Origin of the sequence: Pseudomonas peli (assembly GCF_900099645.1) — a bacterium.
Classification (GTDB): Bacteria; Pseudomonadota; Gammaproteobacteria; order Pseudomonadales; family Pseudomonadaceae; genus Aquipseudomonas; species Aquipseudomonas peli.
On record NZ_FMTL01000001.1, the window covers coordinates 1,700,252 to 1,712,246 of the forward strand.

The following is an 11,995-nucleotide window of genomic DNA, read 5'->3' on the forward strand; positions in this document are numbered from 1 at the left end:
TCGTAAACGAAGGCGGGCGTGCGACTTACTTAGGCGTCCTTGCCAGTCAGGCAGGTCTTACAGACCCAGTTCCTGCATGGTTTTATCGACGACTTTCTTCGGCAGTGGGATGTAGCCGTCCTTCACGACAACTTCCTGGCCTTGCTTGGACAGCACCAGCTTGACGAACTCGGCGTCCAGCGGGCTCAGCGGCTTGTTCGGCGCCTTGTTGACGTAAACGTAGAAGAAGCGAGCCAACGGGAACTTGCCAGCCAGGGCGTTGGCTTCGTTAGCGTCAAACGCTTCGCCGCCTTTCTTCGACAGAGGCACAGTCTTCACGCTGGAAGTCTTGTAGCCGATGCCCGAGTAACCGATGGCGTTGATGGTGCTGGAGATCGACTGCACCACGGAGGCCGAACCCGGCTGCTCGTTGACGTTGGCCTTGAAATCACCTTTGCACAGGGCTTCTTCTTTGAAGTAACCGTAAGTGCCGGATACCGAGTTACGACCGAACAGCTGGATCGGCTTGGCCGCCCACTCGCCAGTCATGCCCAGGTCACCCCAGGTTTTGATATCGGTAGCGCCACCGCACAGACGAGTGCTGGAGAAGATCGCGTCAACCTGAGCCATGTCCAGGGACTTGATCGGGTTGTCTTTGTGCACGAATACCGCCAGGGCGTCGATGGCCACAGGTACGGCAGTCGGCTTGTAGCCGTATTTCTCTTCGAACGCCTGAATCTCGGCATCCTTCATTGCACGGCTCATCGGGCCCATGCTAGCGGTGCCTTCAGTCAGAGCGGGCGGCGCGGTAGAAGAACCAGCGGCCTGGATCTGGATGTTGACGTTCGGGTATTCCTTTTTGAACTCTTCAGCCCACAGAGTCATCAGGTTGGCCAGGGAGTCGGAACCAACGCTGGACAGGTTGCCCGATACGCCGGAAGTTTTGGTGTAGCTCGGCAGAGCCGGATCGACAGCAGCAACCGCAGTGGCGGTAGCCACGCCAGCGGCGACAAAAGTCATGGCCGCCATCAAACGCTTAAGTTTCATGCCTTACTCCTAGCAAACTAGTGTTGGATTGAACGGGGCCAAGTATCTGTAGGCCGCATGACGACTGTATGTATGCAATATGACAGTTAGATGAACGCTGCTGAAATTTTGCCGCAGTCGATGCACTGACGCGCAACGCCCAGGCGGCCAAGTGCCATGGTCGCCCTGCGACTGCTGAGTCGCTATACTCGCTGCGCCCGCACTCCCGCGGGTCTGCTGGGCCGACCCGCGATAGCCGCAGAGCCTGACTCGCCGCCACCGCCAAGCCCCGCACCGCGCCAATAAAAACAACCGCGCCGCGAGCCTAGATAGATGCACGATTTCGAACAGGAAGACCCTATCCCGCAAGGCGACCTGGCTTTGCAAATCACCGCGCTGCCGCGTGAAACCAATGGTTTTGGCGATATCTACGGCGGCTGGCTGGTATCGCAGATGGACCTGGCCGGCACGGCCATGGCCTGCAAGGTTGCGGGCGGGCGAGTAGCCACCGTGGCTATCGATCGCATGGCCTTTCTGGTGCCGGTGGCGGTGGGTGCGCAACTGTCCTTCTACACGCAAACCGTGGAAGTGGGCCGCAGCTCGATTCAGATGCTGGTTGAAGTGTGGAGCGACGATCCGCTGTCCAGCGAATGGCGCAAGGTTACCGAGGCAGTCTTCGTCTTCGTCGCTATCGACGGCAGCGGTCGCACGCGCCCGGTGCCAGCGCGGCGCTGATTGCCGATGGTGAAACGAAAACGCCGGCTATGAGCCGGCGTTTTGCTGTGCGCTAAGAATCAGCCGCGGATGTTGTAGATGTCCTTCTCATTCAACTCGGCGTAGTCGTACAGACGCTGCAGATAAGCCTTCTGCTGCGCCCATACCTTGCTCGCTACCGGATCGGCGGCGGCGCTGGCATCGACCACTTCGGCGGCCACTTCCTTGAGTTTGGCCAGCACTTCGTCCGGCAGACGGCGTACTTCCACACCCTCACCTTTGAGCTGCTCCAGGGCTTCCATGTTCTTCGCGTTGTAATCGTCGAGCATGTCGCCATTCACTTCGCGAGCGGCGGCGCGGACGATAGCCTGCAGATCAGCCGGCAGGGTTTCCCAAGCCTTGATGTTGATATCCAGTTCGAAGGTGACGTTCGGCTCTTGCCAGCCCGGGGTGTAGTAGTACTTGGCGGCTTTGTGCAGGCCCAGGGCCTGGTCGTTGTATGGGCCGATCCACTCGGTGGCATCGATAGCACCAGTTTGCAGCGCAGTGAAGATTTCACCGGCCGGCATGTTGACCACCGTGCCGCCCATTTTGGTCAGCACTTCACCACCCAGGCCTGGGGTACGCATCTTCAAGCCCTGGAAGTCGGCTACGCCATTGATTTCCTTGTTGAACCAACCGGCGGTCTGCACGCCCGTCGCGCCGCAGGCCATCGGCAGTACGCCGAACGGCTTGTAGGTTTCTTCCCACAGCTGCATACCGCCGCCCTTGTGCAGCCAGGCATTCATTTCCTGGGCATTGGGGCCAAATGGCAGCGCGCAGAAGAACTGGGCGGCTGGCACTTTGCCTTTCCAGTAATAAGGCGCGCCGTGGCCCATTTCGGCGGTGCCGCGGCTCACTGCATCGAATACTTCCAGCGCCGGCACCAACTCGCCTGCGGCATAGACCTTGACCTTCAAGCGGCCGTTGCTCATTTCTTCAACCAGCTTGGCAAAGCGCTCGGCACCGACGCCTACACCCGGGAAGTTCTTCGGCCAGGAGGTGACCATTTTCCAGTTGAAGGTTTGGCTGCTCGCGCCTTCTTGGGGCTTACCAGCGGTTTCAGCCTCTTGTTTGCAACCGGCCAGTGCCGTGGCTGCAAGGCCTACGCCTGCTGCTGCGAGAATTTGACGACGTTTCATGCAAAGCTCCTTTATTGTTGTAGTGGTCTGACCACAGGATCGCTGCGGACCCACCGCGCCTGAGTAACATAGGGGTAAGTGACTCTCAAGCCTAGCGGATACGACTAAAGTTGTAGTGCCATTGCCGCATGCGTACAGGCCTGCCTAGAATCGCCGGCCTGCCTGCCCACAAAGCCCATAACCATAAGGACTCATGATGTCCGACAAACCTCCTCTGTTACTCGGCCTTGCTCGTTTGATCGACTCTGGCAACGCCTATTTCGGTAAAGCCTGCGCCTGGCTAACGCTGTTTCTGGTACTTGGCACCGCCATCGTGGTGATCCTGCGTTATGGTTTCGGCATCGGCGCCACCGCCCTGCAAGAAGCCGTGCTGTACGCCCACGCACTGGTATTCATGGGCGCGGCCGCCTGGGTGTTGCAACGCAACGGCCATGTGCGCGTGGACATCTTCTATCAGACGTTCAGCCCCAAACGTAAAGCCCTGGTCGACAGCCTCGGCACCTTGCTGTTTTTGCTGCCGGTGTGCCTGTACCTCGGCTGGAGCAGCTGGGATTACGTCGGCAACTCCTGGTCGACCCTGGAAGGCTCCAGCGAGTCGGGCGGCCTGAAATTCGTCTACCTGCAGAAGAGCATCATTCTGGTGCTGGTGATCAGCCTGGTCTTACAAGGAATCTCCGACTTGATCAAATTCGCCAATATCCTCACCGGCCGCCTGCAAGTCGCGGAGGTGAACCATGGCTGAGTTGATGGCGATTCTGCTGTTTATCAGCATCTGCGCGGCCCTCATGGCCGGCTACCCGGTGGCCTTCACCCTGGGCGGTGTGTCGCTGCTGTTTGCCGGTATCGGTATCGTCACTGGCACCTTTGATGCCGGCTACCTGGGCGCCCTGCCTAACCGGCTGTTCGGCATCATGAACAACCAGACCATGCTGGCGGTGCCGTTGTTCGTGTTTATGGGCGTGATGCTGGAGAAATCCAGGGTCGCCGAAGACTTGCTGGAGTCCATGTCGCGGCTGTTCGGCACGCTGCGTGGCGGTCTGGCGATTTCCGTGTGCGTGGTCGGCGCACTGCTGGCGGCATCCACCGGTATCGTTGGCGCCACCGTGGTGACCATGGGCCTGCTGGCCCTGCCAACCATGCTGCGCCGCGGTTATGACCCGGCGATTGCCACCGGCACCCTGGCCGCCACCGGCACCCTGGGGCAGATCATTCCGCCGTCCATCGTGCTGGTACTGCTGGGCGACGTGATGTCCAGCGCCTACCAACAGGCACAGCTGAAGATGGGCATCTTCTCGCCAAAGACCGTCTCGGTCGGTGACCTGTTCGTCGGCGCCCTGGTTCCGGGCCTGATGCTGGTCGGTCTGTACATTGTCTACATCATCGTGGTGGCAATCTTCCAGCCGAAGAAATTGCCGGCACTGCCGCAAGAAGAGCTGGGCCCGATCGAATGGGGCAAGCTGATCAACGCCCTGGTGCCGCCGCTGCTGTTGATCGGCGCGGTACTCGGCTCGATCCTCGCCGGTTACGCCACCCCGACCGAAGCAGCCGCACTCGGTGCAGTCGGCGCTATGCTGCTGGCCTTCTACAAGGGCAAGCTGAACTTCGGCCAGCTGCGTGAAGTGACCTACGGCACCACCGAAATCAGCGCCATGGTGTTCCTCATCCTGATTGGCGCCTCGCTGTTCTCCCTGGTGTTCCGCGGCTTCGGCGGCGAGGCGATGATCGAGGACGTGTTCGCCCAGTTGCCTGGCGGCGTGCTTGGCGCGTTTTTCCTGGTGATGGTGGTGATCTTCCTGCTCGGCTTTATCCTCGACTTTATCGAGATCACCTTCGTGGTGGTGCCGATTGTCGGCCCGGTATTGCTGGCCATGGGGTTGGACCCGGTATGGCTGGGCGTGATGATCGCGCTGAACCTGCAGACGTCCTTCCTCACCCCGCCGTTCGGCTTTGCGCTGTTCTATTTGCGCGGGGTCACGCCGCTTTCGGTGCCCACCAGCACCATCTATAAAGGTGTGGTGCCGTTTATCCTCCTGCAAATCCTGATGCTGGTGATAGCCTATATCTTCCCGGGGCTGATCACCTGGCTACCGGAGCAGGTATACGGCAAGTAACACGGCTGAAAAACATCAAAGCGCCCGTCCCAGAGACGGGCGTTTTGCTTTCTGCGCGCAAGCTGCGCTCCAATAGACTTCTTAAATTCCTATTTCTATGAGTACGCCAATGGCCAGATCCCATGTTGAACGCCTTGAACTGGACGAACTGACCTGCTGGCGCGCGCGCGTAGGAACCCGCGAGCTGCTGATCAGCCAGCAAGGCGCGCAGGTACTCAGCTACCAGGAAGATGACCAGCCGCCGCTTATCTGGCTCAGCGAGCAAGCCGCCTACAAGCGCGGCCAGGGTGTGCGCGGCGGTGTGCCGGTGTGCTGGCCTTGGTTCGGCGGCCTGCAACGCAACCCGCAGACGGTGCAGGCCATGCATCTGCAGCCTGCCGATGCGCCCGCCCACGGCCTGGTGCGTAACCTCGACTGGCAGCTGCAAGGCATCGACAGCCGCGATGATGGCGTCCAAATCGAGTTCGTCTACAACAGCGCAGCTCAGCCCCTGGCCGACTGGCCCCACGCCGCCGAACTGCGCCTGAGCATTCGCCTGGATGAGCGCCTGCATATCCAGCTGAACAGCCGCAATTTGGGCGACACGCCGCTGGCCATCAGCCAGGCGCTGCACAGCTATTTTGCCGTCAGCGATATCCGCAACGTCGCAGTCGAAGGCCTGCACGGCTGCCGCTATATCGAAACCCTGGAAGACTGGCAGCAATGCCAGCAGGACGGTCTGCTGCAGTTCAGTGGCGAGACCGACCGCATTTACCTGGACACCCCAGCGCAGCTGAGTATTCTCGACCGCACATGGCAGCGGCGCATCCAGCTGCACAGCAGCGGCTCAAACTCAGCCGTACTGTGGAATCCCTGGATCGACAAGGCGCAACGCCTCTCGCAATTCGCCGCCGACGCATGGACCGGCATGCTGTGTATCGAACACGCCAACGTACTGGACGACATCCGCGTACTGGCGCCGGGCGAGCAACATCAGCTCGAGGTCACCCTCTGGGCTGACCCAGCTGAACGAGAACAACCTGACGAATAGACATACACGCGTTGTGCTTAGCGCCCTACTGCCTCCAACGCCTGCGCCAACTCGGTAGCATCGGTAAACCGGCGCTGCCCCTGTAGCTGGCCCTGGCGCAGATCGAGCCAAAGTACGCTGGCATTGTCCGCCGGGTATCGGGGTGCGATGCGGGCATCGCGGTCGAGGAGGACGCGGTAGTTGTAGTCGCGCATTTTGGGGATGGCGAAGAGTTTGCCGATGATGCTCGGCATGCGGCTGATATCGGCGAGAAACACCGTGTGGCGCTGCTCCAGATAGCCGTTGGGCTTGCCCTGCAGGGCGGCGTCAACGAGTTTGGCGGCGTCCATGCTGCGGGCTACCAGCAATACTTGCAGCTGATCGTCCAAGGTGTAGGCCTGGTCATGCTGATCGAGCAGGGTCCAGGGCGCCAAACGCTCACCGGTTTCCAGGGCCATGCTGGTGGCGGAGAACAGGCACAACAGCAGAGCAATAGCGGCTTTCATGGTGCGCACTCCGGCTTTATAGGTCGTCATCGGTCACCACCCTCACCACATCCGCCTGCATGGCATATGCGGCATCCGCCAACTCGTTGTTGACCTGTTCGATCTGCAGCGTACCGCTGACCCAGAGCGGGGCGTAGATGTCTTCCAGCTCAATACCTTTGGGGTAGCGCACCAGCACCAGTTGATTGGGTGGTGGCGGCGGGACGTGGATGCAGGCGCCGGGGTAGGGAACTAGGAAGAACAGTGTGCTGTGGCCCTTGCTGTCGGTTTCCAGTGGCACCGGATAGCCGCCCAGGCGCACCGCCTTACCATCGAAGGCGGCGACGGTTTTGGTGGAATACATCACCGCCGGCAAGTTCTGATCCTGCTGCTTGAGGCCACCGGGGTTATAGAAGCCGCTATCCTGCTCAAGGCCTTGGTGGCTGATCTCGGGCATGTCTTCCAGGGCCTGGCGGTCTTCCGGTGGCATCAGCTCCAGCCAATCGGTTTCCGGCAGTTCGGCACAGGCCAGGGTGCTGAGCAGCAGCAGAGGTAACAACAGATAGCGCATCGGTGGGCTCACAGGGCAGCGAAGTGACAGGGCCTTAGCCCTTTTTAACAGCGCCGTAGATTACCAGCAGCACCACCGCGCCGATTACTGCACCGATAAAACCAGCGGACTCCCCCACCTTGTAGATGCCCAGCGCCTGGCCGCCATAGGTAGCAGCAATCGAGCCGCCGACGCCCAGCAGGATGGTCATGATCCAGCCCATGCTGTCGTTACCCGGCTTGATAAAGCGCGCGATCAGACCGACGATCAAGCCGATAAAAATGATGCCAATAATGCTCATGCGAGCCTCCTCAGTGGACGGTGGGATTTGCGACCGTTGATCTGACCACGGGAAATGCTGGCAGTTCGCTACTCTTCGGTCTCGGGTGGCACGACACCGTAGCGGTGGTAGATGCGGGCAATCTCGCCACTCTCGCGCATGCCGCGCAGCGTCTGCCCCAACTGCTCGTAGAGGGTCTTTTTGTCACCCAGATAGTGACGCTTCGAGGCACCGTAATAGTTACCAACGGATTGCTCGTACTGGTAGTCAGCATAGCTGTAGTCGCTGAAGCCAATCTTGTGGAACTGCGCCTCGATGGCTTCGGCATCCAGCACCACCATAACATCCAGGCGCCCGGCACGAAACATCCCGGCCAGCAGGTAGTCGTCGGTGGCCAGGCTTTTTGTCAGGGCACTGTCGCCGTCGAACTGATCGAAATAAGCGGTGCCGCGTTTGACCCCGATCACCTTGCCCTGCAGATCGGCATAGCTGCGCAGGCTGGCCTGCTGAACGGTCTTGACGATAAAGCGGATGCTTTTGCGCTGGGTGCCGATGGACGGCAGAAAGTGCACGTAGTCCATGCGCTCGGCGGTGAACAACACACGGGGAGCTAGATCAATCCGCCCGGACTTGAGGTCTTCCAGGCTGCGCACGAAGGGCGCGTAACGCCATTCGATTCGCGCGCCGACGCGTTGCGCAGCCGTATCCAAGACCTCAATCAACGGGCCAACGGGCAGCGCGTCGATGGCCTGCATCTCTGGCGGGCGCTCGCGGTAATCGGCGCGCAACACCTGTTCGGCATGGCATAACGGCAGGAAGAATAGAGACAACAGCAGTAGACACTTCATGACTAGGCTCTTGTGTGTTCTACGCAAGAGCCTAGTCACAAAGCAGGGGTCAGGCCTTGGCGATCAGCGCTTCGACAGCCGCGATCTGCTTATCCAGAGTGGCACGATCCGCACAGCGCAAGTTGGCGTGACCGACCTTGCGCCCAGCCTTGAAGGCCTTGCCGTAGTGGTGCAGGTGGCAGTCAGCGATGGCAATAACCTGCTCGACCGGCGGAACCACACCGATAAAGTTAAGCATCGCGCTCTCACCGACCTTGGCAGTCGACCCCAACGGCAGGCCGGCAACGGCGCGCAGGTGGTTTTCGAACTGGCTGCACTCGGCGCCTTCGATGGTCCAGTGCCCGGAGTTGTGCACGCGCGGGGCGATTTCGTTGGCTTTCAGGCCGCCATCGACTTCGAAGAACTCGAAGGCCAGCACGCCGACGTAATCGAGCTTGGTCAGCACGCGGCTGACGTAATCTTCGGCCAAGGCTTGCAGCGGGTGATCGGTACTGGCGATAGACAGCGCCAGCACGCCGCTGTCATGCCGGTTGTGCACCAGCGGGTAGAAGCGCGTTTCGCCATCGCGGGCACGCACCGCCACCAGCGAGACTTCGCCGGTAAACGGTACGAAGCCTTCGAGGATGCACGGCACGCTGCCCAGCTCGGCGAAAGCGCCGACTACGTCCTCGGGTTTGCGCAGGACCTTCTGGCCCTTGCCGTCGTAACCCAGGGTGCGGGTCTTCATCACAGCCGGCAGGCCAATGCTCGCCACAGCGGCGTCGAGGTCAGCCTGCGATTGGATATCGGCGAAATCCGGGGTCGGAATGCCGAGGTCCTTGAACATGGATTTTTCAAACCAGCGATCACGGGCGATGCGCAGCGCGTCCGCGCTCGGGTAAACAGGGACGAACTGCGAGAGGAAGGCCACGGTCTCGGCCGGCACGCTTTCGAACTCGAAAGTCACCAGGTCAACTTCATCGGCCAACTGACGCAGGTGATCCTGATCGCCGTAATCGGCGCGGATATGTTCGCCCAGCGCTTGCGCACAGGCATCCGGTGCAGGGTCGAGAAAAGCGAAATTCATCCCCAGCGGCGTACCTGCCAGGGCCAACATGCGACCCAGCTGGCCGCCACCGATTACGCCGATCTTCATGGGTTAGGCCTCACGCGGGTCCGGATTGTCCAGTACGGTTTCAGTCTGTTCCTGGCGGAACTGCTTGAGCGCCGCATGAAACTGCGGATGCTGGTGACCGAGGATGCTCGCGGCAAGCAGCGCGGCGTTTACGGCACCAGCCTTGCCGATGGCCAGGGTAGCAACTGGAATGCCGGCCGGCATCTGCACGATCGACAGCAGCGAATCAACGCCCGAAAGCACCGCCGATTGCACCGGCACACCCAGGACCGGCAGGTGGGTCTTGGCCGCACACATGCCCGGCAGATGCGCCGCGCCGCCGGCACCGGCGATGATCACCTGAATGCCGCGCTCTTCAGCCTGTTCGGCGTACTGGAACAGCAGGTCCGGGGTGCGGTGGGCGGATACCACCTTCACTTCGTACGGAATGCCCAGCTTGTCCAGCATCTCGGCGGTGTGGCTAAGGGTGGACCAATCGGACTTGGAGCCCATGATCACGCCAACCAGTGCGCTCATCGTCGTGCCTCTTCTTCATCAAGTGCCCGTAGGCGCTGCAGAAACTAACAAGCCACGCTGGAAACCAGGCGTGGCTTGTTAGGGAATGAATTATGGCGGTGCGGACCGCCAAAGGCCGCGCAGTATACCGTAAAGCCTGGGCTGGCGTGCACACCGACGCACCGTTTGTCGCGGGCCGCACGCCATGATGCCCAGTGGCAGCTCAGCTAACGCCACGAGCAGACCTGGCGCACAAATCGCGGCGGGCGGCCTGGCTATACTGGGCATCCTTTAAATGACCCAGGACACCACCATGACAAGGCTGTCACTGCTCCTCGCCGCTGCCCTTTTCACCCTCAACGCCAACGCCCTCGAACTGGCCAAATACCCGCAAGTATTCGATGCCGGCAATGGCATCAGCGTGACCGTCGCACCCAGCAGCGACGGCAAACAGGCGCTGATTCAGGTCAGCGGCATCAACCACCCATTGGATGAAGTGGTACTGCTGAGCACGGTCAACGAGCACGGCAACGATGAGCGGGATTACACCACCACCCTCGACGGCAGCGCCTACAACATGCTGATCAAGCGCCAGGGCTGGGGTGGCGAGCAATACCAGCTGTACCTGCCGAGCACCGACGGCTTCGAGCTGGGTTTTGATGAAGCCAAGAGCAAACAGACCAAACCAGCCAACCTTCTGGCGCTCTACGAGCAGCAGAAGAAAAAAGGCATTCAGGACAAGCTGAGCAGCTTCGACCGGGAAAAGCGCGTGGCCGACTTCACCCAGCAGCTGCAGCAGATCGACCAGGACGCCTCGAAGGCCTGCAACACACCGCTGACCACCCAGGTTGACTGGAACGCCATCGACGACGACAAACTCAAGCGCCTTAGCGTGCCGAGCTTCTGCGGTGAAGTGGTCAACCAGCTGGCTAACCTGTGCCAGAACGGCGACGAGCAGCAGGCTGTCGCCAAGGGTCTGAAAACCGTGCAGTGCAGCTTTGCGCAGAAGCTCAAACTGCGCGAAAACGAGGCGATCCTGACCTTCACCACCCATGAAAAAGCACCCAATCAGGGCGACTTTATCAACGCTTTCCTGCGTAATCGCTAAATCCACCTGGACCGCAGCGGCCCGGATCAGCTCCGGCCGCTGCGGTGCCGCGGTATAGTTCTTGCCTCATTCAGGCATCCTGAACTGTTGCGGTTGTCCCGATGTTGCACGCCCACCTGACCACCCTGCATGTGGTTTCCCTGATTCTCGAAATCTTTGCCACACAACACGAGCTGACCGAGACGCTACTGGCTGGCAGCGGCATTGCTGCGACTGACCTGGACTGCGCCGACACCCGCATCACCCGCACCCAGGAACTGCAGGTTTGCGCCAACGCCCTGCAGCTGCGCAGTGACCTGGGCCTGGAGCTGGGCCGGCGCATGCACGTGTCCGCCTACGGCATGGTCGGTTACGCCGCGCTCTCCAGTGCCACCTTTGGTGACGCCTGGCGGCTGATGCTGCAGTACCCGGCATTGCTCGGCACCTACTTCAAACTGGATATGCACCTTGAGGGCGAGCTGGCCTGGGTCAGCGCCAGCGACTACCAGCACGCGCCAGCACTGGAAGTGTTCAACCTGGAAATGTGCCTGGCCTCGCTCAAGCTGATCAGCGACGACCTGCTCGGCCAGCCTCTGCCGCTCAGCGCCGCGCAGTTCCGCTACGGCGAACCCGATTACAGCGCGCGCTACCCACACAGCTTCGCCTGTCCGCTGCAGTTTGATGCCGCGCGCAACGCCTTCGCCTTCCCCGCCAGCTGGCTGCAACAGCCACTGCCGCTGGCCGATGCGGTGACCCACCGCGAAATGCTTGAGCGCTGTCGCAAGCAAAACAGCGAGTTCAACACCCGCCAGGCCTGGCTCGCGCGTATCCGCCAGTTATTGACCGAGCAGCTCACCGCGCCACCCGGTCTGGAACAGCTGGCGCAGCAGATGCACTGCTCGCCGCGCACCCTGCGTCGGCACCTGCAGGAACTGGGCACGCACTATCAGGAACTGCTTGATGAGCTGCGTTTTGAGCGGGCAAAAACTCTGCTTGGCCAAGAGGAATGGCCGATCTGCCGCATCGCCGAATACCTCGGCTTTAGCGAAACAGCCAGCTTCCGCCATGCCTTCCAGCGCTGGAGCGGCGTACCGCCAAGCCGTTTCCGCGCTTAGG

Annotated in this window: 14 protein-coding genes; 6 read left to right on the forward strand and 8 right to left on the reverse strand. The window is 60.9% G+C overall.

Going from position 1 to position 11,995, the window contains the following annotated elements; genetic code table 11:
• Nucleotides 1–57: 57 nt before the first annotated feature.
• Entirely contained in the window at nucleotides 58–1,026 is a 969-nt protein-coding gene (locus BLO50_RS08070) for a PstS family phosphate ABC transporter substrate-binding protein (protein ID WP_090250788.1), read from the reverse strand.
• 312 nt (nucleotides 1,027–1,338) lie between these two features.
• On the opposite strand from BLO50_RS08070, the gene BLO50_RS08075 reads away from it, so the two are divergent.
• Nucleotides 1,339–1,740, forward strand: a complete 402-nt coding sequence (locus BLO50_RS08075; RefSeq protein ID WP_090250791.1) for an acyl-CoA thioesterase — start codon at nucleotides 1,339–1,341, stop codon at nucleotides 1,738–1,740.
• 59 nt (nucleotides 1,741–1,799) lie between these two features.
• Here the strand turns inward: BLO50_RS08075 and BLO50_RS08080 are convergent, their stop codons facing one another.
• On the reverse strand, nucleotides 1,800–2,900 hold the full coding sequence (locus BLO50_RS08080) for a TRAP transporter substrate-binding protein (RefSeq protein ID WP_090250792.1): 1,101 nt from the start codon (nucleotides 2,898–2,900) through the stop codon (nucleotides 1,800–1,802).
• Nucleotides 2,901–3,096: 196 nt separating this feature from the next.
• On the opposite strand from BLO50_RS08080, the gene BLO50_RS08085 reads away from it, so the two are divergent.
• The 3 genes from BLO50_RS08085 (at nucleotide 3,097) to BLO50_RS08095 (ending at nucleotide 6,041) form a co-directional block, all read left to right on the forward strand.
• Nucleotides 3,097–3,642 (forward strand): TRAP transporter small permease subunit, encoded by a 546-nt coding sequence (locus BLO50_RS08085; protein ID WP_090250795.1) that lies wholly within the window; start codon nucleotides 3,097–3,099, stop codon nucleotides 3,640–3,642.
• Complete coding sequence (locus tag BLO50_RS08090) at nucleotides 3,635–5,011, forward strand: TRAP transporter large permease (RefSeq protein WP_090250797.1); 1,377 nt, start codon at nucleotides 3,635–3,637, stop codon at nucleotides 5,009–5,011. Before BLO50_RS08085 ends, BLO50_RS08090 begins: the two co-directional genes overlap by 8 nt.
• 109 nt (nucleotides 5,012–5,120) lie before the next feature.
• Nucleotides 5,121–6,041 (forward strand): D-hexose-6-phosphate mutarotase, encoded by a 921-nt coding sequence (locus BLO50_RS08095; RefSeq protein WP_090250800.1) that lies wholly within the window; start codon nucleotides 5,121–5,123, stop codon nucleotides 6,039–6,041.
• A 17-nt stretch (nucleotides 6,042–6,058) separates the two neighbouring features.
• Here BLO50_RS08095 and BLO50_RS08100 read toward each other — a convergent pair whose 3' ends face one another.
• From BLO50_RS08100 to purE, 6 genes are all read right to left on the reverse strand, one after another.
• Nucleotides 6,059–6,526, reverse strand: coding sequence for an FAD/FMN-containing dehydrogenase (locus tag BLO50_RS08100; RefSeq protein WP_090250803.1), 468 nt, complete (start codon nucleotides 6,524–6,526; stop codon nucleotides 6,059–6,061).
• Between the two features lie 16 nt (nucleotides 6,527–6,542).
• Nucleotides 6,543–7,076, reverse strand: coding sequence for a DUF3299 domain-containing protein (locus BLO50_RS08105; protein WP_090250805.1), 534 nt, complete (start codon nucleotides 7,074–7,076; stop codon nucleotides 6,543–6,545).
• Nucleotides 7,077–7,110: 34 nt separating this feature from the next.
• On the reverse strand, nucleotides 7,111–7,356 hold the full coding sequence (locus BLO50_RS08110; protein WP_090250808.1) for a GlsB/YeaQ/YmgE family stress response membrane protein: 246 nt from the start codon (nucleotides 7,354–7,356) through the stop codon (nucleotides 7,111–7,113).
• 68 nt (nucleotides 7,357–7,424) lie between these two features.
• Nucleotides 7,425–8,183: a substrate-binding periplasmic protein gene (locus BLO50_RS08115; protein WP_090250810.1), complete on the reverse strand. Its 759-nt coding sequence runs from the start codon at nucleotides 8,181–8,183 to the stop codon at nucleotides 7,425–7,427.
• A 49-nt stretch (nucleotides 8,184–8,232) separates the two neighbouring features.
• A complete protein-coding gene (locus BLO50_RS08120; protein WP_090250813.1) occupies nucleotides 8,233–9,318 on the reverse strand; it encodes a 5-(carboxyamino)imidazole ribonucleotide synthase in 1,086 nt (361 codons plus the stop codon).
• A gap of 3 nt (nucleotides 9,319–9,321) precedes the next feature.
• Complete coding sequence (purE, locus tag BLO50_RS08125) at nucleotides 9,322–9,813, reverse strand: 5-(carboxyamino)imidazole ribonucleotide mutase (RefSeq protein WP_090250815.1); 492 nt, start codon at nucleotides 9,811–9,813, stop codon at nucleotides 9,322–9,324.
• 292 nt (nucleotides 9,814–10,105) lie between these two features.
• Between purE and BLO50_RS08130 the strand changes: the two genes are divergently transcribed.
• Nucleotides 10,106–10,900 carry a hypothetical protein gene (locus tag BLO50_RS08130; protein WP_090250818.1) on the forward strand — a complete coding sequence of 265 codons (795 nt, stop codon included), beginning with the start codon at nucleotides 10,106–10,108 and terminating at the stop codon, nucleotides 10,898–10,900.
• Between the two features lie 101 nt (nucleotides 10,901–11,001).
• Nucleotides 11,002–11,994 (forward strand): AraC family transcriptional regulator, encoded by a 993-nt coding sequence (locus BLO50_RS08135; protein ID WP_090250820.1) that lies wholly within the window; start codon nucleotides 11,002–11,004, stop codon nucleotides 11,992–11,994.
• The last annotated feature ends 1 nt before the right edge of the window (nucleotide 11,995 follow it).